This window comes from Caballeronia mineralivorans PML1(12) (assembly GCF_001028175.1).
GTDB lineage: Bacteria > Pseudomonadota > Gammaproteobacteria > Burkholderiales > Burkholderiaceae > Caballeronia > Caballeronia mineralivorans.
Window position 1 is genome coordinate 68,000 of sequence record NZ_AEJF01000230.1, and the last position, 19,052, is coordinate 87,051.

Consider the following 19,052-nt stretch of genomic DNA (forward strand, 5'->3'; position numbering starts at 1 on the left):
AACACAAGGAAAGCGTCATCACACCGGACCTGTACGAACTCGAGATCGATCGGCTCTACGGCGCCATGCTTGAGTATTCCGCCGTCGTCACTGATCCGACACGTGTGCGGGACCCGAATCGAAAGGGGACCGTCGAGAATGCGATCCAACATACCCAAGGCGGGCGCTCGCCGGCCGACGTTTTGAATCGCTCGAAGCGCAGAACGAATTCCTGATGCACAAGGAAGCGACCTGGGCCTCCAAGCGAATTCAGGGCCGCACCCGGCGGCAGGTCGAGGCTATGTTCCAGGCGGAGAAGCTGCATCTGTGGCCCCTACCGCTCACCGGCTTTAGTTACCTCACCGGGGTCGTGCGTACCGTCCGGGACGATAACGAACCTCCGGTAGGCCATGGGCGTTCCGCTCAGACAAGAACGAAGCGCACCGAGTTGGGAAAGTTCGAACCGCAGTCCTACTGTACGACGCAGGTGGCGCCATTACGGCGATCATCGACTGGCGCCTTTTCGCCGATCCTGCGCTGGCACCTATGCGCCGGCCATCGGTTGGCTCTTAAATCGAATCAGTAGTTCGCACGATCGGCGTTCTGCTGAGTTCGTTGTTGGTTTCCACCAGCAATAACAAATGCTTCAGGAACTGCGCGCGCTCCTCTTCCGGCAGCGCTTCAATGGTCCGTTCATGCGCTCTCGCGACTCGCGTTTCCAGTCGCGCGAGCAGCGCGCGGCCGACCTCGGTCAACTCGGCCACTTTCTTGCGGCGGTCGCTGCGCGATACCCGGCGCTGCACAAAACGGCGCTCGACCAGTCGCGTCATGACATCGGCGATATTGGCCCGATCCAGCCCTACCGCCCGCGATAACGCGATCTGTTCCGACGGCCCGATCTGCTCCAGCGCCGTCAGGATGCTGTATTGCACGGGCGTGATCCCTTCGGGCGCGCACTCTTCCATGAACAGTGCGACGTGAATCTGATGCAGCCGGCGGATCAGGAAGCCGGGCCGCTGTTCGAGTGCGGTATTTCTCCACGCCGACATTTCCTGCGTGTCGTCCAGATCGCTCACGGATGGGGTCGATGTTGCTGCCATAAAGAATCAGGTGACGGGTGTGGATGTGTCCGCGGACTTTCCCGGGAGCGTATTTGATCAGCATACACCGTAATTCTTCGAGCATCAGCTTTCACGGCGACGATTAAGTTCGCCCTCATTTCTGAACGATTCGCTAAGAGCAGGCGGCGCATGGCATATATCAGTGCGAAGATGCCCATTTTAAGCGCTATTTGAACGTTGCAGGTGCGCATGCACCGTCGTAATCGACGAGACATGGCACCAGATCAAGCCCGGCGCGAGGGGTCGTCTCTGGCATACGATTTGCATTAGCTTTCCGAGAATCGTCAGTAGGCAGATGAATTACCGAATCGCTAATCCGCGCATCGTGTCTGGCCGGTTTCAGTGGTGTCCGATGACTTCCTCGAAGCCGGTCCGCGCATAACCTCAAGAGGCTCTCATGTCAGTGTTCGCAAGCAAGGAAACGAGGCGGTTGAACATGGGCGCACTCGCCCGCGTCGTTCAGGTGTCGGTCGTGACGCTGATGGCTGCGGCGACGCTGTGCTCGTCGGCGAGTGCGGCCACGTCGGCCGAAATGAAGGCGCGCGGTTATATGAGCGTGGCGACGGAAGACGATTACACGCCGTTCGAATTCGTCAGCGATGGCGTCTCGACCGGCTACGACAACGAGTTGCTCGCGCTCGTGCGCAAGAAGATCGGTCTGGAGGTCAAGCAGCAGGTCATGCCATGGGCAGGGATTCTGCCGGGCGTGACGACCGGCAAGTACGACATGGCGCTTACTGCCGTCCTCGTCACGGACGAGCGCAAGAAGACGTTCGATTTCGCATCGCCGACATGCGAGTCGATCACGTTTTTTGCCACTAAGAAGGACTCGCCGATCAAGACTGGCGACGATCTGGTCGGCAAGGTCGTGGGCGCCGAAACGGGCAGCGCGATGCTCAGCGACCTGAAGAGTTTCAACGAGGAACTGAAGAAGAAACATGGTGGTGCAGGCGTCAAGCAGATCATCGAATACCAGGCGTATCCGGAGGCGTATCAGGATCTGGGGCTGGGTCGCGTCGACGCTGTCGCGAATACGCAGATTAGCCTGAACTCGCTGGTCAAGACGCGGCCCGACACGTTCGTGGTCGGCCAGGCGATAGGCAAGCCGACCTACATTGCATGGGCGGTGAAAAAGGGCAACGCCGATGTGCTCAAGATGGTCGACAGCATCCTTCTCGAGTTGCGTAAGAACGGCCAGATGTACGAGTTGCAGCAAAAGTGGCTCGGAGCGACCTACAAGGACATGCCGGCGTCCGTCAACTGATGGTCTTCAAACATGAACGCTTTTGATTACTGGAGCATCTTTCGCGGCGCGCTGGCAACGGTGACCTTATCGCTTGCCAGCATCGCGCTGGGCGTTCCGTTTGGTTTGGGTCTGGCACTCATTCGATGGGCGAAGGTGCCGCTTCTTAACCGCTTCGTAATTGGCTATGTCAGCCTGATTCGCTCATGCCCGGCGGTCACGCTGACCTTGCTGATCTTCTTCGCGCTGCCGCAATTCGGCATCTCGCTTGATCCCACGCCGGCCGCGATTCTCGCGTTGACCATCAGCACGGCTGCGTTCAACTGCGAAGTGTGGCGCTCGGCGCTCGTGAACTTTCCCCGCGAACAGTACGACGCAGCGCTGTCGTTCGCCATGCCGCGCGCGCTGCGCTTTCGTCGCATCGTGCTGCCGCAGATCTGGCGCGCGAGTCTGCCCGGTCTCGTCAACGAGATGACGCTGCAGATCAAGTCGACGCCGGCCGTCGCGGTGATCGGCATTGTCGAAATCACGCGGGCCGCGCTGCGCGTGGGCGCCAGGACGTACGATCCATTGCCACCGTTTATTTTTGCGCTTGTACTGTATGGGTTGATTGTCTACGTGCTCATCAAAACGCAGCGCGTTATCGAGCGGCGGCAATCCGTCGAGAGGCGGGCGTGATGGGTGATTTCCTGATTGTCTGGCAACAACGCGTCGACGTGCTGGAAGGGCTCGCCGGGACGCTGGGTCTGCTGGTGGTGTCGGCGATCGCGTCGCTGGTTCTGGGCGCACTGCTCACGCCGGCGCTGATGTCGCGGCGCGCGGCAGTCGCGCGGCTCGCCACCCTTTACGTCGATGCCATGCGCTGCGCGCCATTCCTGTTATTTGTATACCTGATCTACTTCGCCCTGCCATCGGCGGGGATTCGAATGAGTAACTGGTGGTCGGGCGCGATCGCCCTGATCTTGTACAACACGGCGTACATGGCCGAGCTATTGCGCGGTGCGTGGCGCGAACTGCCGGCATCGATGATCGAATCGGGGCGCGCGTATGGCTTCAGCGGCTTCACTCTTCTGCGGCGGATCATACTGCCTCCCGTGTTCACGAGCGCCATGCCGATGATCGGCAATCAGGTCGTGCAGATCGTCAAGGACAGTGCGTTCCTCACGATCATTGCCGTGACCGAACTGACGCATCAGATGAACGGCATTCAGGCGACCTACTTCATTCCGTTCGCCGCCTTCATCACGGCCATTGCGTTGTACTGGGCGATCTGCCTCGTGATCGAGAGCATGACGGGCTTGCTATCCAAATTTGCCGAGGAGAGGCGAGCATGAATTTTTCGGGCGATCTGCCTTTGCGCGCGGGCAACGCGCCGCTTTCCTTCGATGACAACACGGCCCCGGTCGTGCTTCAGCTCAATGGCATTTCGAAATCGTTCGGCAGTAGTCACGTCTTGCGCGATGTCTCGCTCAAGGTTCATCAAGGCGAGACCGTCTGCCTGCTTGGTCCGTCAGGCTGCGGAAAATCGACGCTGTTGCGCTGTATCAACTGGCTTGAAGTGCCCGATGGCGGCACGGTTCACGTGTCGAATCAACGCATGGGCGTGCGCGATGGCTCGGCGCACAAGATGACCGATGCCGAACTGGCCCACTCGCGTGCGCGCATCGGCATGGTATTTCAGCACTTCGCGTTGTGGCCACATCTCAGCGTGCTACACAACGTGATGGAGGCTCCCATTCACGTGCTCAAGCGTCCGCGCGATGAAGTGCGCGCCGAAGCGGAGTCGCTCCTGAATCGCGTGGGACTGGCGGACAAGATGGACGCGTTTCCGTCGCGTCTTTCTGGCGGCCAGAAACAGCGCGTCGGCATTGCGCGGGCGCTTGCGATGAAGCCCGACGTGCTGCTCTTCGATGAACCTACGAGCGCACTCGATCCCGAGCTCGTGGGCGAAGTGCTTGGCGTCATGCGCGGACTCGCGGAAGAGGGCGCGACCATGGTGATCGTCACGCACGAGATGGAATTCGCGCGTCAGGTCGCGAGCCGGATCGTCTTCATGGATGCGGGCGAAGTGATTGAAACCGGACATCCGGAGCAGTTCTTCGCCGCGCCGCAAACGCAGCGGGCACAGCAGTTTCTCGCGCGCTTCCGGGCACCTCACGAAGCGCGTCCGTGGTAATGAAAACGGCTCCACATGATCGCGGAGCCGCTGCGTGTCTTATTCAGCGTGTTCCGCCTATTGCGCGTGCACCATGTCGACCGCCTGCTTGACTTCCCCATCCTTGTACTGACCCCAGGTCTGCGCGAGTTCGTTCATCGAAGCGGGGTCGCGCTCGCATGCGGGCAAGGTCTCCGGGTCCCAATAGCCGAATTCATCGATACCTCGCACCAGCGTTGCGCGACGCCTGCCGGTCGTGGATTGCGCGTGCGTCGGCACGTAGAAAAAGGCGAAGCCGATGCGGCGGTCATCGGAGCGGTTGGGCAGCGAACTGTGCGCGGTGCGTTCGTGATGGATAGAAAACTGTCCGGGTTCGAGCGGCATTTCGACGGCAAGATTCTCGTCGATACCCACGAGCGACTGGCCCTTCGCGAGCATGTTGTCCTTCGCATAGGTTTCCACATGTTTGAGGTCAGGTCCAGCATGCGATCCGGGCAGCACACGCAGTACGCCGTTCACTGAGTTCGCCGGCGTAAGCGCGACCCATACGGTGACTTCCTCATGCGGCGTGAGGCCGAAATAGGTCGAATCCTGATGCCACGAGACATAGCGCGGGTCCTTGCCGTTTTTTGCGAATATCGATGCCCCGAATAGCATGATGTCAGGTCCGATCAGGTCTTCGACGGCATCGAGAATCCGGGGATTACGCGCCAGTTCGACGATCGCTGGCAAGGCAAGATGCCCCTTGATCTTGAGTGTCTTGTTGACGTCCTCGCCGGACGCTGCTTCGTAAGCCTCCACGATCTTCCGGTACTTCAGCGCGTCTTCGGCGCTCATCGCGCGAAAAGGGTAAGCGTAACCCTGTTGCCTGAAATGGTCGATCTGTTCTGCGGTGAGATGCTTGGCCATAAGAGAACCCGGTTGAAGGAAGTCAGGAAAGACGGGGCGATACCGCGTCGAGCGCACCGGTAAACAACGCGACGGGCGCTTCATACACGCCGCGTCCGAGCAGGCCCGTGCGTCCGTCGGCGCCGATCATTGCGATGGCGGCGAGCGGGCCGGTACCCGAAGCGGCAACCTGCGCGGCATCGAGGCCCATACGCAGGCGTGAAAACGCAGGATTCGCGCCGCGATAAAGCGCCGCCTGCCGCGCGCGCCAGTTGTCGGGGAGCCACGGCGCGAAAGCACTTGCCGGCTCGGGCGCGAATTCAAGCGCCTGGGCGCCGAAACCGGCCGCGTCGATGACGCCGCTGTCGCCGGTCAGCGGCGCGGCATCGACTGTGATCGCTGCATTGATTCGGGGTCCTGCGGGTGCAACAGCGGTGACGGTATGCCAACGTGAAGGCTCACCTGCGAGCCGTATTCCTGCTTCGATACCATTGCCGGCGAGCGCGATGACGAGCGTCGACAAGGTCGGATCGTGCACGGCCGCCGACAGGATCAGGTGGCATGCCGCCATCCAGAGCGTGAGGAAGAAGAGCGGCGATTCGCCGAGCATGGCGGCAACGGACGCGTCGTCCAGATGCGGCACAAGCTGCCGATGCAACGCCGCCGAAGCGCTCGTCGCGCGGGCGTGCAGATCGTCGCCGCCGTCGAGTCCTGTCCGGGCCAGCGATATCAAATCAACCGCGCTCGCGCATGAAGCTCGCTGCATCACAGGCGCAAGCACGTTGTCGCGCCAGGCCATGCGTTCGATGATCGCCGGATTGCGGCTGCCGAAGCGAATCTGCGCGCCCGCGCCGCTTCCGAGCAGCGACCACGCGTGCTTGCCGGTCGCGTTGGCATCGGTGATATCGACCAGCGACGTGCGCGGGGAAATCACGGCGGCCAGCGGCGTGACCACGTTGAATGACTGCGCGCTCATCAGCCTGACGCGGCCATCGACGATAAGACGTTCCGCCTGCGCCTCGTCGTTCGCCCAGCGTTCGTACAGGCAGCACAGGACCGCGGACGACAGCACCGGCGGCGGCGGCCTGCAAGGGTCCTTATAAGGCGGCCCCGCGTGCAGCAGGGTCATGTCGATCAAGCCGACCGCGTCGCGCGCGCACTGCACGCCACGCCATTGCGGCTGGACTGCGGCGAGCGTCTCAAGCGCCGTCATGATCTGCGCGTGCTTCGTGGGACCTTGCGATGCCGAACACACGCTTCAACCGCGACCAGACAATGCTCCAGAACAAATTCCCAAGGTTCAGCGGAGCGGCGGGTGTGGCAGGTGCGGCGATCTCAGGCTCAGGTATCACCCCGGTTTCAGCACGCGTGGCAGCGATGTCCTCCACTCGCTGCGTGGCAAGCTCATCGAGCTTCGCTTTCAGATTGGCCGCGAACGCCTCGGTCATTCTCGATGCCAGTTCTTTCACGATGCCGCCGCGCGAGAATTGCGCCAGACTTCCGGCAATGGTGTAGTCGACCTTAACATCGACACGCGTTTCGCCGGGTGTCGAATTGTCGAGCGCGAACGCCGCGACGCCTTTGACGCGCGATGCACTCTTGCGATCGACGCCGCCGCCGCTGACACTGCCGCGGCACTGGTCTTCGTCGAGCGTCATCTCGCCATCGCCGGCAAACGCAGCGACGATCGGCCCGAGCTTCACCTGCATGGAGAGTTTCAGCAGCGTGCCCTCCGGCGGTGCGCTCAGCGATGCGCCCGGCAGGCACGCGACGATTCCCGACGTGTCGTGAAAGCATGCCCACACGGCATCGCGTGGATAGGGCACGGTAAAGCTCTGTTCGATTTCCATGGAGATCCTGTCGGTCAGGCGGTCGCCGCTGCGATAGCTCTCGCGATTGGCGCGGCGCTCTGTTCGCGCTGCTTATCGAGGACGCGGCGAATGGCGCGGACAATGCCGGCATAGCCCGTACATCGGCAAAGATTGCCCGACAGCTCCAGGCGCACGCGGTCATCGTCGACGGCCGGCAACCGGGTCACGATATCGAGCGCCGTGATCAGCATGCCGGGTGTGCAATAGCCGCACTGCAGCGCGTGTTCCGCACTGAACGCCGTGCGCAGTGCGTTCATCGTGGCATCGTCGTCGAAGCCTTCGATGCTCTGCACCATCGACCCCGCGCATGCGATCGCCGGCGTGATGCAGGAGCGCGCGGGCACGCCGTCGATCATTACCGTACAGGCTCCGCATACGCCCTGTTCGCAGCCGATATTCGTGCCGCACAACATCTGCTGCTCGCGCAGGAAATCCGCCAGATGCGTGCGTGGACTGACTGTGCTGCTGACGGTCTCGCGGTTGATGACGAGCTGGACGGCTTGCGTGAAAGTATCGGTCATTGCGGATTCCTGCCGTGTTCTCGGACGATCGCCGCAGCGCGCATCAGTGCCACGCGATGAACCTGATATTCGTAGCTGCCGGGCGCGAGTCCGGCAGCTTCCAGATGCGCGTCAGGCATGGACGTATCGATGAGCGCGCGGGCATTCGCGATCAAGTAGGGCGGCCCGTCGAGGGCACCGATCACGGCGCGGCACACACCGTTCGCGCTGTCATCGATACACACGGCAATCGCTTCGGCGAACTCGCCAGGCTTGCGGTTGAACTTGTAGTAACTCCAGCGTGCGGTCGGCGACAGGCGGCGAAAGCGCACCGCACACAGGATTTCATCGGCGTCGAGCGCGGTGGTGAACGCACTTGCCATCCAGTCAGCACTCGATACCGTGCGCTCGCCCGCCGGACCCGCCACGAGAAAATCGGCATCGAGCACGCGCAGCGTCGTGATCCAGTCGGCGGCGGGATCGGCATGCGCGAGGCTGCCGCCGAGCGTGCCGCGATTGCGCACCGCGCGATACGCAATGCCGCGCGCCACGTACGGCATGAGGCCTTCGGTGCCATCGGCGACCTTGCCGTCCTCGATCTCCGCGTGCGTGATACATGCGCCCAACGTGATCGTGTTGCCCTCGGCCCTGCATTCGCGCAGCGCGGGAATGCCGCGCAGGTCGACTAACATCTCGGGCTGAGCGAGGCGCAGGTTCATCATCGGTCCGAGCGACTGGCTGCCGGAAACGAACTTCGCCATGCCGTCGGTAGGCGTGACGAGACGGATCGCATCGACGCTGTTCAGCGGCCTGGCGTAATCGAAGCAGGCTGCCTTCATGCCATCACCTTCGCGGCTTTCGACGCGACGGCGCGCGCACGCGTCATTGCGTCGACCACCACGCGCGGCGAGATCGGCAGTTCGCAGATCTCGACACCGAGCGGCCTGAGCGCGTCATTCACCGCATTTGCGATGGCCGCAGGCGAGCCGATCGCACCGCTTTCCCCGATCCCCTTCTGACCGAATTCCGTGTACGGAGAAGGCGTCTCCATATGTTCGATGCGAATCGCCGGCACTTCCGTGGCGCCCGGCAGCAGATAGTCCGCGAGCGTCGATGCGAGCGGCTGGCCGTCATCGCTGTAACGCATGGCCTCATAGAGGGCCGTGCCGATGCCTTGCGCCGCGCCGCCCATGACCTGACCGTCGACCACCATCGGGTTAATCAACACGCCGCCGTCCTCGACGATCACGTAGTCGAGGATCTCCGTCAGGCCAAGCTCGGTATCGACGGCAACGACAACCGCGTGGCACGCATAGCTGAACGTGCCGGTGTCGCGCTTTGCCTGATACGACGTCGATACTTCGAGCCCGCGCGGATCGACATCGGGCGGCAGCAGCTGCGGCGCGCGATACCACGTGTGCGCGAGTTCCGCGAGCGTCCTGCGCGCCTGCGTGCCCGCGACCGCGCCGTTTTCCCAGCGCACGGCATCGGCCGGTTCCCTGAGCAGCCACGCACCGATTTGCATCAGACGCTCCTTCAGTTCGCGCGCCGCCTGTGCGACCGCGCCGCCGGCCATGACGATCGAGCGCGAACCCCAGGTTCCCGTGGAGTAGGGCGTCACGCCGGTGTCGCCGAGCACAACGCGCACCCTGTCCGTATCGATGCCAAGTACCTCGTGCGCGATCTGCGCGAGCGTGGTTTCCATCGATTGTCCGTGCGAATGAACCCCGGCGCGCACTTCGAGGATACCGTCGGGCGTCAGGCGAATGACTGCCGGTTCGTAGCCCGGCACCATTGGAATGCCCCAGCCGTGATAGACGGAGGTGCCATGCGCGCCCTGCTCGCAAAAGATCGCCATGCCAAAGCCGATGCGCCGTCCGTCAGGCTCGCCTCGCTGTTGCCGCGCGCGCACGGCCGGCAGGTCGATCGAGCGGACCGCGCGGCGCACCGCTTCTGGGTAGTCGCCACTGTCGAAGTGCTTGTTCGTGATGTTGTCGTACGGCATCTCGTGCGGTTCGACGAGATTGCGCAGGCGCGCTTCGTATGGTTCGATGCCCGCGGCCACTGCAATCGCGTCGAGCATGGTTTCGATGGCGTAGCACACGCCGGTTCGCGCAACGCCGCGATACGGCAGGATGGGCGGCTTGTTGGTCGCGACCGACCAGGTGCGGCACCGGTATCGATCCATCTTGTACGGGCCCGGCAGGATGCTGCCCACTTGCGCGGCTTCGAGGCATGCCGAGAACGGATAGGACGAGTATGCGCCCGAGTCGACGCTCGCCTCGCATTCGACCGCGAGCAGGCGGCCATCGCGCTCGGCATAGGCGGTGATGTCGTAATCGTGCTCGCGACAGTTTGCGTTGGCGGTCAGCTGCTCGCGGCGATCCTCGATCCACCGCACCGGCCGCTCGAGATGCATCGCGAGCCAGCCGCAGCACACTTCCTCCGGCAACAGGATGCCCTTGTAGCCGAAACCGCCGCCCACGTCCGGGGCGATGACGCGGACCTGCCCTTCGTCCAGGCCCAGGCAGTGGGCGAGCCCCGAGCGGGTGACGTGGACCATCTGTGCCGACGTATGCACGATCAGTTGCGACAGCCGCTTGTCCCAGTGCGCGACCACGCCGCGCCCTTCCATCGGTGCCATGCTTTGCCGTGCCGTGCGCAGCGATCGCTGGACCTTGATGGGGGCATCGCGGCGAATCGCATCGAGGTCGATATCCGGATGGGCATCGACGAATGTCTCCAGGAAAATGTTGTCACCCCATTGCTCGTGCACCAGAGCGGAGTCGGCGCGTCGCGCGTCGAGCATGTCGACAACCGCAGGCAATTCCTCGAAGTCCACGAAGACCTGCGCGGCGATGTCCTCGGCCTGCGCACGGGTCGCTGCGGCGCACATGGCGATCATCTCACCGACCTGACGCACCTTGCCATTGGCGAGCACGGGTTGTTCGGAGCTCTTGAAACCCGGCAAGCCCGAGTTGGCGACGATTGGCTTCACGTCGTCGAGATCGGCGAGCGAATAGACTGCGTGCTCGAGACCCACCGGCTTTTCGATCCCCACAATGTGCCCGTGCGCGATCGGACTGCGCACGAACGCGACATCGACCATGCCGACCATGCGGATATTGCCGACGTATTCACCGCGGCCATGCATGAAACGGTCGTCTTCCTTGCGCAACAGAGACGCGCCGATGCCTTGCGGACGATCCGGATGCGACGTCGGGGTTTTACGTTTCATGGCAGTTGTGTCCGGAAGGCGTTACGCCGCGCGCGCGAGCGGCAACATGGGCGACATGGCGTCGTGGCGCACGCCGTCGCGTAGGCAGAACAGCGGCGTCAGCATGCGGTCCGTCACGACCTGCGTGCCTTCGTTGTCCTCCAGAACCCAGCGACCGCGACGGTCTTCCAGCACGCTGATATCGGCGATGCCGCCCGCTTTGAGGAAGCCGATTTCATGCGCCATGCCGATCATTTTCGCGGCGTGATGCGTGGCCATCGCGACCACATGATTCAGCGGCAGGCCTAGCGTCAACATGGTGGTCATCGCGCTGACCAGGCTGAATTGGGTGCGGCCAAGAAACGAATGTTCTTCGTCCGGATGGCTATCGGGCGTGCCGGCGGGAGCGGGGACGTGCGTGTTGTAGCCGTGCATGTCGGCGCCCAGCGTGTCGGGGATCACACCGCTGTCGAGCACAATGCGCGCCATCTTGAAACTGAAATGCGAGCCGTGGCCGACATCGACCTTCAGGCCGCGCGCGATGGCCTCTTGGACCAGCGGATGCAGCTTGCCGTTTTCTTCGACAAACCCGCCCGGATGCCGGCTGAACGGATGCGCGAGGATATCGCCGGCCTTGAGCGTGCTGACTACCTGATTGAAAATGGAGTCAGGATTGACGGGAAGGCCGCCGCTCTCCGGCTTTGGCCACAATTGTCCGAAATGGATGTAGAGCGGCAGGTTTGCATCGCGGCCAATGGTCGAGGCTATCTTCATCACGTCGAGCCCCCATCGCGCAAAGCCGCCGATTTCCGCGTGCGCCTTGATGCCCTTGACCAGATCGGGATTGGCGAGCGCGGCCTTCACGGTTGCGGCGGCATCGAGGCAATCCGGCCGGTACAGGTCGGGGTAATAGTGGCCTTCGAGGCCGCCGACCAGATAGGCGGACATGAAGGCGAGCACGCGCGTGGCAGCGGGTTCGGCGACGAAATGCCGGAAGCCGGGCAGGGTGATGCAACTCGGTCCGCCCTGGTCGACGAGGGTCGTCACGCCCGATTGCACGCCGCACTGATCGGCATTCAGGCCGAAGCGGCCGGTGACGTATTGATAAACGTGGCCGTGGGTATCGATCAGGCCGGGAAGCACGAGACGCCCACCGCAGTCGATGATCTCCGCATGCGGCGCAATGTGCGCCAGATCGGGACCGATCGCAGTGATCGTTGCGCCGTCGACCAGAACGTCCGATACCGCGTCGAACGACGAAGCCGGATCGATAACCCGACCACCTTTGAGCAGAAGCTGAGACATGAGGGATGCCGTGCACAGTGTGAGATGTGTGGTGTACCGCAAATACTGTGCCGATTTATTGGATCTGTCTATTGGCTCATAATTATCGTTTATATTCAATAATATAACCTCATTAAGTTAGAATATTACGCGCTATACCACGGATTATTTGGCAACGGCTTGCACCAGGAGAAACGCGGGTGCACCGAACCGTATCATCGCGGTCAAAACTGGTGAATTCGCGGTGTACCACGAATTTGTCCGAGTTCTGTGATTCGCATACAATCGAGGAACCACGCGGTCTTGGTTTGACAATCACGTCGGCGGCATCGGACGTGTTTTAACTACGGTATGTTCATGTCGACAGTTACCCCGGAAAAGCCCAGCCACGAATCGGTCCGCAGCGAACTGCGTGCATTGCAGGCGCGTTCACCTCTTTTTAGCCGGCCCGGTTTCCTGATCCGCCGGATGCATCAGATTCACGGCTTTCTCTTTGCCGAAGAAACGGGCGACTACGACATCACGCCGGTTCAGTACAGCCTGTTAACGACGCTCGATGCATTCGGGGAACTCGATCAGAACACCTTGGCGATACAGGTCGGCCTGGAGCGCTCGAGCGTGGCCGAGGTGATTCCCCGTTTGCATGCCCGAGGGCTGGTGGACCGGACGCAGGCATCGCATGACAAGCGACTGCGGCTGGTTAAATTGACTTTGAAGGGAAAGCGTCTGGTGGCGAAGATGTCGGCTGCGGTGCAACGCGCGCACGATCGGACGATCGATCATCTGTCGCCGGAGGAACAGGACCTTTTCATGCTGTTGATGATCAAGTTGGTCGAAGCAAATAACGCCGAAAGTCTTGTTCCGTTCAAGTTGCCCGAATAGGCCAGGGAGCATGTCGTTTGGCCTACCAGTGGCATCGACCAACCGTAGGCAGACGTTTTACTTTACATAAATGCCGGTGACAGTTGCCGGGTTCAAACCTGAAATTGATGCCACGCCATGGCTTGTTAAAGAGGCCACGCATGCCGTTGCTGACGGCGGGTTCGGGACAAACGTCGAATTAGAGGTGCGCAACGATCCGATGGTGCGCCGGTCAGGCCCGAGAGTATTGATCGTCAGTCGTCAGCTTGATGACGTAGCCGCCCTGCGATCGAAGTCTTGTTTGTTCGTCCCGAAGACGCATGACCAGAGAACCGGAAGCGCCGACGATTTTGCCGTTGTGTTTCTCGCGAAGGCCGTCTTCAATCCGCTGCGCTTCATCTAGCGCTCGGTAGATGACTCTGCGGTAGCGGACCGCTTCAAGGATCAACCGCGTCAAGTTCGGATCGCGGTTCATCTTCCAAAACTCTCTTAGATCGCCGTTAGAAACCGGGTCGAAGTCCTCGATCTTTAGTCGCATGATCTAGCGCAAAAAGCTGTATGAATGTACAGTATATGGCCGACCAAACAAAAACCGCAATTCCACTTATTGCTCATTCGTCCGCGAAAGCGCGGCCGACCAGCGAGTCATAGCTGCCCGGTGCCGCAGCCACGATTTCCCTAAGCATATTGACAAACGCATTACCGTTTTCCGAGTCGGCCGCAATGACTCGAGCGGTGCGCAACGAGATCGTTTCCTCGTGGGGAGGCGCATTGTCGCCATCCTCAAGCACGAAGCCGAACCGATGAATCTCGGCATGCCCATCAGGCACGTCGGAATGGGAAAGGATAGTTGCTCTCATGGACACTCCGCCCGACACATATCGCTATCGGACGCACGGTCCATGCCCAAGTAGACAATCGTCCGAAACCAAACTCTGCGCATATTTTTAGATGCTGTCAAAATGACCGCACATTTGTTATTTACTAGTAGAAACTACTGAGAGAGTGCCGACCATGGTCGTCAAGATAATCGCGGTTAAGAAAGAGCAGGGCATCTTAGCGCCGTATTGGGAATTCAACTTTTCCTTGTGCGAGGAGCCGACGCATTCGGCGCAGGATACGCTATCGCTCGACGAGGTGATCGCCCTTGCCGATCGTCCAGATACCGGCGCGGTCTTCGACATGTGCCGCGCAATCAAAGGAACGCCATACACGGAGTTCGGCTCCCTGGTCGGCCGCATGTTCGAGAGCAGCCTTTAGGGCGGCCGCTACGGCGCGCACCGCACCTTTCGAACATGCCAGTCACCTAAGCTGCTACCTGGTATTCGTAGTACGGAAGATGTGGATCGTCGAGGATTGCGTACTGAGCCGCGAGATTCCTCGGATCAGGATTGAGCCACGCATCGACGTACTCGGGCTTGATCGGAACGATGCAGCGATCATGTCCGGCGATCGCGATTTCGGGTGGCGGATCGGTCGTGACGATCGCGAAAGAAAGCAAATCGGGTTCTCCCTTGCCTTGCCAGCGCGACCACAGACACGCGACGAGCAGGTCTTGGCTCAGTTTTGGCTTGAACTGAAGGATGACATTTTCATTCTTCTCGCCCTCGGCCAGCTCACGGCGTTCAAGCGCATGTCGGCTCACGTTTTCATAGAATGGGTTGACGATCATCAGGCCGTGCGAATGACCGAACAGGTCTTTCCAGAAGCCCTCCAGGTTGTCGCGGCGAGCGTTGTAAGTGCCGGGATATGTCGTGTCGTAAATCGCTGGCTTTCCTGCCGGCCGGCATTGGTAGCGCATCGGTTTGACGATTCGCCGGCCGTTTTCAACCACCATGACCGGGGCATACTGGCCGGGAAAGATACGCGAATCGCTCTGCGTTAAAACTGCGCGCCGAAGGTCCGCCAACTTGCTTATCGTCCACGCGATTTTGTCAGTGGCAATGCGCTTGCTCTCGGCCGCCGCCTTAGTCGGTTTCGTCTGAAGCGAGCGCTCGGCATCGGCCAAGCGCGCCTGCTGCTTGGCCAGATCCTGCTCCAACTTTGCGATCTGGTCGGCGTCGAATGCGTCGATTGACGTCTTGATGGCGAAGGCATGGCTTTCTGATATGACGATATGACGAAACAGCCGGATGCGCAGCATGTAGATGCTATGGGAGGGCTGCGGAAGTAGGCCCGCTGGAGTAAAAACGGCTCTGATAATCATATAGCCGGCCTGCCTCCGTTCCATTAGAACGGCTGGCGTAGAGTCAGGGTGCAAACCTACCGACTTGACGCACAGGAGGCCGGCATGAACAAGTTTAGTGGAATCGACCTGCACTCGAACAACAGTGTCGTAGTGGTCAGCGATGAAGCTGACCGGATCGTCTACCAACGGCGGTTACCGAACGATCCGGTACAGATCCGGGCGGCACTGGCACCGCATCGCGGGGACTTGGTAGGGGTGGTCATCGAAGCGACGTTCAACTGGTACTGGCTGGTGGATGAGCTGATCAGGGATTGAAGCGGTGCCGGGGCGTTTGGGGTTCGTGAAGCCACCAGATAAATACCGAGACCAAGATGAGTTTCGTTTTCTATGGACGGTCAAAGAAAGTCCAATAAAGCCGTTTTTACTTGACGTTCCTGAAGCTGCTGAGTTGTGCAAACGCATAGCCTGAGAGCCTTGCGCGCCGTGCCTAACATGACGAAAAGCCGCTGACGTGAAACACGCAGCGGCTTTTTGGTGCTGCTCGAAGCGGACCGATTGTTAATCGTGTGACGCGTGCCCCAATACTCTGCTCGCTCAACGCATCATGCCGTGAGACTTTGCCCAATCGCGCAATGCGTCATTCATGCGCGTTTGCCAGCCTTCCCCTTGAGCCTTGTATGCTTCGATCACATCCAGATCGATACGCAGGTTCATTTGAGCCTTGTTCGAGCCAGCCGGACGACCACGCCCACGCTTCACGAGTACGCCGTCGTGATGCTCGTCCGCCCCCTTAAAAAACTCGTCGCCGAGTTCCGGGATTTCGTCATAGTCAGACTGGCTGACGCTTTTCGCGTCCACCTTAGTCAAGTCGCTGTGCAAACCGCTTTTTCTCGCGTTCATTTGCCTTCCTCATTGAAATAACGTGGCGAGCTTCGCCTCGTTGGGTCCATACCACGATCACCATGCGATCCGCCAGGTGACCGACTGTGATGATCCGTTCTTCGGGGTAGTCGAAGCGGTCATCAACCATATCCAGAGTCCGACCTTCGAAGACGAGGGCGGCATCCTCAAAAGCAAGCCCGCGCTCGTCGAACGTCCGGCTTCTCTTGGCCGGGTCGAAGGTTATTTTCATGGTATTTATTGTATCCCCAATAAATTGGAAATGCAATTATTTTTGTATCCCCAGAGATATGAGTGGGCGCGTCTCGCACAATCAGTCCGCGTAGCCTTGGCGCATGGTCGAAACATGGGTGCGGAGGGTCGCACGACCGCTTGCAAGGTCGCCAGCGGACTGACGTGGGACCGGGGAGGGCGGTTGCGGGTCAAAGTAACCCGGCCGCGCTGAAGTTGCGTACTTGCATGGCGGCCGATCAAACGCGGTCCGACGATTTTCCCGTTATCTTTCTCGCGAAGGCCATCTTCGATCCGCTGCGCTTCGCCGAGCGCGCGGTAGATCACGCTCCGATAGCGGACTACCTCAAGAATCAACCGCCGCAAATTCGGCGGCCCCCCGGTCACAGCGTGGCGAGAGCTTCGCCGTGTTGCTGAGGTTCCCTCTGACGCACCGGCCTTTCTTCGCAAGGCTCACAACGCCGTGAATAAAGTCGCCATCTTCGAAGGGCGCGATAACGCGTCCGTCGCCTGGAACTACTACTGCGAAGCGCAGGGTGGGGTGTTTGCGGGCCGCGACTACCGCATTCGGTTGTCGAAGGTGTCGAGCGAAGAGACCGGGCGCTATGGCGAAGAGGTTGCGCCTCGCGTGATCGGTATCGAGTATCACGAGGAATACAAGGTGCGCGACTCGATCGGCAATTGGACTGACGTGCGCGACATGACAACGATTATCGAATCGAAGAGGTTCACATGGGAAATCCTACGTCCTGCATCAAGTGCCATCTCAGGATCGTCAGTAATTGGGCGACCGGTCTACGAGCGTACGAGTGCCGCCGATGCCGCGCATGGTGGATATGCGCCGGTCGGGCTTGATGGTTTGAATTTTGGTTTTGAGGCCGATGAAATCGGCCCTTGGACTCGTGTGAATAACTGTACGCGCGAGCGGGAAGACGACGACAGAACACGACAAAACGATCCGCGATCGGCCGGTACGCCGTTCGCCGCGACGCAAGAAACAGCCGGGGGCGGCTCCCTTGACCATGATTGGAGGCCGGAATGCTAGGAATGAAGATCGATTGTCCGTGCTGCGGTGGAGAGATTGACGCCCGCCACACTGAGGGCTTATCGACGACGTTGCGACGTATGTATTTCGTCTGTGAGGACTGCGGTTATCGCACTCCTGCGGGCTTCGAAATCCTGCATTCGCTGTCGGCATCGTCACGGTCACGCGCGGGCGTCTCGCTCGAAGTGAAGCCGTCGCTGATGCTGCGCGGTCCGGTCAACGCTCGCACAACGCTGGCGCGGGAGAACCGACCGTGAGATTCACGATTGCATGCCCGCATTGCAGCGCTCGCGGTATCGCCCGAGCGATGGAAAAGAAGTCAGAGACGGAATGGGAAATCGACTTCCAGTGTGACGACGTGACGTGCGGCCACACATACCGTACCAAGCTTGAAATGTACCCGCCAGAGGTTCCGATACCGAAGCGGGAACGTCGCTCAACGCAGGCATTTGAGTTTGACCTTTAGCCGCTATCGAATCGCCATTGATCCAATAGCGAAACACCATCGAAACAATATCAAAACAATATTGAATCGATATCGAATCAAGCAGGTTTTACGCTCGGGGGAGCACATGATTGTCACAGTCGGAAACTCAAAGGGTGGCGTCGGCAAATCGACTAGTTCGTTGCAACTCGCCTTGGGCCTGTCGCTTGACGGCGCGCGCGTCTGGTTAGTCGATGGTGACCGCCAGGAAACGAGCGTGACGGCAATCACGATCCGTACAGACAGCGGCCGAGCACCGATCGCAGCATCGGCGTACGCGAACGGGGCGACGCTGCGCACTCAGGTGCAGGCACAGCGCCATGCCTACGATCACATCATCATCGATGCAGGCGGGCGCGATTCGAGCGCGCTGCGCGCTGCTCTGACCGTCTCCGACGCGGTACTGATCCCGTTCCTGCCACGCTCGTTCGACGTGTGGGCGCTGCACGATATCGCCGAGTTGGTGGAAGAGGCGCGCGCCGTTCACGATCTGAAGCCGCTTGCGTTCATGAATGCGGCCGATCCGCAAGGCGCGGACAACCGCGATGCAGCGGCCGCTATCCGCGATTTTTCATCGATCGAACTATTACCGTACCGGTTGAACCGGCGCAAGGCGTTCTCTAATGCCAGCGGTGCAGGGTTGCACGTCGAAGAGATGAAGCACCGAGACCCGGTCGCATGCGCGGAAATCGAACGTCTGAAAGATGCAGTGTTTGCTGCTTAACCATTGAATCAATATGGAATCGCTATCGATTCAATATCCAATGCATGGGAATCCGATATGACAATCACGAAACGTCCCGCGGTCGCCAATGCCACAACGATCGAGGAATTCATAGGTCGCGCGCCGGACGCAGGGAGGGGCAGTGCAGCGGAACCGGTAAAACGCCGCAAAGAAACAATCAGCTTAGGCATCGACCCGGCACTACTTGCGCGCATCGATCGCCATTCGTCCCGGCTCGGGATCAGTCGGGCGGCAACGATAGCGCTTGCGATGTCGCGCTTCATCGAAATGGAAGATAAGACTGCGAGTAATGCGTGAAGCAAAGGGCGCAACACTAGGGGAGGCGGAAGATTTGCCCCTC

Annotated in this window: 24 protein-coding genes and 3 pseudogenes; 14 read left to right on the forward strand and 13 right to left on the reverse strand. The window is 60.4% G+C overall.

Annotation, left to right across the window (positions count from 1 at the left end; translation table 11 throughout):
• Positions 1-5: 5 nt before the first annotated feature.
• Positions 6-370, forward strand: a pseudogene (locus tag EOS_RS45240) (IS21 family transposase); the annotation flags it as partial.
• 178 nt (positions 371-548) lie between these two features.
• Here EOS_RS45240 and EOS_RS38000 read toward each other — a convergent pair.
• A complete protein-coding gene (locus EOS_RS38000; protein WP_235443094.1) occupies positions 549-1,055 on the reverse strand; it encodes a MarR family winged helix-turn-helix transcriptional regulator in 507 nt (168 codons plus the stop codon).
• Between the two features lie 442 nt (positions 1,056-1,497).
• Here EOS_RS38000 and EOS_RS38005 point away from each other — a divergent pair, with 442 nt between their 5' ends.
• The 4 genes from EOS_RS38005 to EOS_RS38020 are packed head-to-tail and all read left to right on the forward strand — an operon-like array spanning position 1,498 to position 4,519.
• Positions 1,498-2,364 carry a transporter substrate-binding domain-containing protein gene (locus EOS_RS38005; protein ID WP_082163673.1) on the forward strand — a complete coding sequence of 289 codons (867 nt, stop codon included), beginning with the start codon at positions 1,498-1,500 and terminating at the stop codon, positions 2,362-2,364.
• 12 nt (positions 2,365-2,376) lie between these two features.
• Positions 2,377-3,021 (forward strand): amino acid ABC transporter permease, encoded by a 645-nt coding sequence (locus EOS_RS38010; protein WP_047897373.1) that lies wholly within the window; start codon positions 2,377-2,379, stop codon positions 3,019-3,021.
• Positions 3,021-3,677, forward strand: a complete 657-nt coding sequence (locus tag EOS_RS38015; protein ID WP_047897374.1) for an amino acid ABC transporter permease — start codon at positions 3,021-3,023, stop codon at positions 3,675-3,677. Before EOS_RS38010 ends, EOS_RS38015 begins: the two co-directional genes overlap by 1 nt.
• Complete coding sequence (locus tag EOS_RS38020) at positions 3,674-4,519, forward strand: amino acid ABC transporter ATP-binding protein (protein ID WP_047897375.1); 846 nt, start codon at positions 3,674-3,676, stop codon at positions 4,517-4,519. The genes EOS_RS38015 and EOS_RS38020 overlap by 4 nt, the downstream gene beginning before the upstream one ends.
• Before the next feature lie 57 nt (positions 4,520-4,576).
• Here EOS_RS38020 and EOS_RS38025 read toward each other — a convergent pair whose 3' ends face one another.
• From EOS_RS38025 to EOS_RS38055, 7 genes are read right to left on the reverse strand one after another with little or no spacing between them, the layout of a single operon-like run.
• Complete coding sequence (locus EOS_RS38025; RefSeq protein WP_047897376.1) at positions 4,577-5,407, reverse strand: phytanoyl-CoA dioxygenase family protein; 831 nt, start codon at positions 5,405-5,407, stop codon at positions 4,577-4,579.
• A 22-nt stretch (positions 5,408-5,429) separates the two neighbouring features.
• Positions 5,430-6,599 carry an oxamate carbamoyltransferase subunit AllG family protein gene (locus EOS_RS38030; protein ID WP_047897377.1) on the reverse strand — a complete coding sequence of 390 codons (1,170 nt, stop codon included), beginning with the start codon at positions 6,597-6,599 and terminating at the stop codon, positions 5,430-5,432.
• On the reverse strand, positions 6,586-7,236 hold the full coding sequence (locus EOS_RS38035) for an SRPBCC family protein (RefSeq protein WP_047897378.1): 651 nt from the start codon (positions 7,234-7,236) through the stop codon (positions 6,586-6,588). The genes EOS_RS38030 and EOS_RS38035 overlap by 14 nt, the downstream gene beginning before the upstream one ends.
• 14 nt (positions 7,237-7,250) lie before the next feature.
• On the reverse strand, positions 7,251-7,778 hold the full coding sequence (locus EOS_RS38040) for a (2Fe-2S)-binding protein (protein ID WP_047897379.1): 528 nt from the start codon (positions 7,776-7,778) through the stop codon (positions 7,251-7,253).
• Positions 7,775-8,596: an FAD binding domain-containing protein gene (locus tag EOS_RS38045; RefSeq protein WP_047897380.1), complete on the reverse strand. Its 822-nt coding sequence runs from the start codon at positions 8,594-8,596 to the stop codon at positions 7,775-7,777. The genes EOS_RS38040 and EOS_RS38045 overlap by 4 nt, the downstream gene beginning before the upstream one ends.
• The gene (locus EOS_RS38050) at positions 8,593-10,995 is read right to left on the reverse strand and encodes a xanthine dehydrogenase family protein molybdopterin-binding subunit (protein WP_047897381.1); all 2,403 of its coding nucleotides are present in this window, start codon (positions 10,993-10,995) and stop codon (positions 8,593-8,595) included. Before EOS_RS38050 ends, EOS_RS38045 begins: the two co-directional genes overlap by 4 nt.
• Before the next feature lie 21 nt (positions 10,996-11,016).
• Positions 11,017-12,279: an amidohydrolase/deacetylase family metallohydrolase gene (locus EOS_RS38055; protein ID WP_047897382.1), complete on the reverse strand. Its 1,263-nt coding sequence runs from the start codon at positions 12,277-12,279 to the stop codon at positions 11,017-11,019.
• A gap of 336 nt (positions 12,280-12,615) precedes the next feature.
• Between EOS_RS38055 and EOS_RS38060 the strand changes: the two genes are divergently transcribed.
• Together EOS_RS38060 and EOS_RS48505 are read left to right on the forward strand one after the other, a co-directional pair.
• Complete coding sequence (locus tag EOS_RS38060; RefSeq protein ID WP_047897441.1) at positions 12,616-13,140, forward strand: MarR family winged helix-turn-helix transcriptional regulator; 525 nt, start codon at positions 12,616-12,618, stop codon at positions 13,138-13,140.
• 70 nt (positions 13,141-13,210) lie between these two features.
• A pseudogene (locus EOS_RS48505) lies at positions 13,211-13,351 on the forward strand (phage late control D family protein); the annotation flags it as partial.
• Here the strand turns inward: EOS_RS48505 and EOS_RS47305 are convergent.
• Entirely contained in the window at positions 13,352-13,657 is a 306-nt protein-coding gene (locus EOS_RS47305) for a hypothetical protein (protein WP_047897383.1), read from the reverse strand. It abuts the pseudogene before it with no gap.
• A gap of 73 nt (positions 13,658-13,730) precedes the next feature.
• The gene (locus EOS_RS38070) at positions 13,731-13,979 is read right to left on the reverse strand and encodes a hypothetical protein (protein WP_152693256.1); all 249 of its coding nucleotides are present in this window, start codon (positions 13,977-13,979) and stop codon (positions 13,731-13,733) included.
• Positions 13,980-14,133: 154 nt separating this feature from the next.
• Between EOS_RS38070 and EOS_RS38075 the strand changes: the two genes are divergently transcribed.
• On the forward strand, positions 14,134-14,379 hold the full coding sequence (locus EOS_RS38075; RefSeq protein WP_047897385.1) for a hypothetical protein: 246 nt from the start codon (positions 14,134-14,136) through the stop codon (positions 14,377-14,379).
• 46 nt (positions 14,380-14,425) lie between these two features.
• Here the strand turns inward: EOS_RS38075 and EOS_RS38080 are convergent, their stop codons facing one another.
• The gene (locus tag EOS_RS38080) at positions 14,426-15,262 is read right to left on the reverse strand and encodes an SOS response-associated peptidase family protein (RefSeq protein ID WP_053064185.1); all 837 of its coding nucleotides are present in this window, start codon (positions 15,260-15,262) and stop codon (positions 14,426-14,428) included.
• 147 nt (positions 15,263-15,409) lie between these two features.
• Here EOS_RS38080 and EOS_RS38085 point away from each other — a divergent pair.
• A pseudogene (locus EOS_RS38085) lies at positions 15,410-15,613 on the forward strand (IS110 family transposase); the annotation flags it as partial.
• Between the two features lie 288 nt (positions 15,614-15,901).
• Here the strand turns inward: EOS_RS38085 and EOS_RS38090 are convergent.
• Together EOS_RS38090 and EOS_RS38095 are read right to left on the reverse strand one after the other, a co-directional pair.
• Positions 15,902-16,165 (reverse strand): BrnA antitoxin family protein, encoded by a 264-nt coding sequence (locus EOS_RS38090; protein ID WP_407639222.1) that lies wholly within the window; start codon positions 16,163-16,165, stop codon positions 15,902-15,904.
• A 1-nt stretch (position 16,166) separates the two neighbouring features.
• A complete protein-coding gene (locus tag EOS_RS38095) occupies positions 16,167-16,439 on the reverse strand; it encodes a BrnT family toxin (RefSeq protein ID WP_047897388.1) in 273 nt (90 codons plus the stop codon).
• A 462-nt stretch (positions 16,440-16,901) separates the two neighbouring features.
• Between EOS_RS38095 and EOS_RS38105 the strand changes: the two genes are divergently transcribed.
• The 5 genes from EOS_RS38105 to EOS_RS38125 all read left to right on the forward strand — a co-directional run bounded on the left by EOS_RS38105 (position 16,902) and on the right by EOS_RS38125 (position 19,009).
• Positions 16,902-17,483: a hypothetical protein gene (locus EOS_RS38105; RefSeq protein ID WP_047897390.1), complete on the forward strand. Its 582-nt coding sequence runs from the start codon at positions 16,902-16,904 to the stop codon at positions 17,481-17,483.
• On the forward strand, positions 17,477-17,740 hold the full coding sequence (locus tag EOS_RS38110) for an ogr/Delta-like zinc finger family protein (RefSeq protein WP_047897391.1): 264 nt from the start codon (positions 17,477-17,479) through the stop codon (positions 17,738-17,740). Before EOS_RS38105 ends, EOS_RS38110 begins: the two co-directional genes overlap by 7 nt.
• Complete coding sequence (locus tag EOS_RS38115) at positions 17,737-17,949, forward strand: ogr/Delta-like zinc finger family protein (protein WP_047897392.1); 213 nt, start codon at positions 17,737-17,739, stop codon at positions 17,947-17,949. Before EOS_RS38110 ends, EOS_RS38115 begins: the two co-directional genes overlap by 4 nt.
• Before the next feature lie 106 nt (positions 17,950-18,055).
• On the forward strand, positions 18,056-18,691 hold the full coding sequence (locus tag EOS_RS38120; protein WP_047897393.1) for an AAA family ATPase: 636 nt from the start codon (positions 18,056-18,058) through the stop codon (positions 18,689-18,691).
• Positions 18,692-18,748: 57 nt separating this feature from the next.
• Entirely contained in the window at positions 18,749-19,009 is a 261-nt protein-coding gene (locus EOS_RS38125) for a hypothetical protein (RefSeq protein WP_047897394.1), read from the forward strand.
• Positions 19,010-19,052 lie beyond the last annotated feature (43 nt).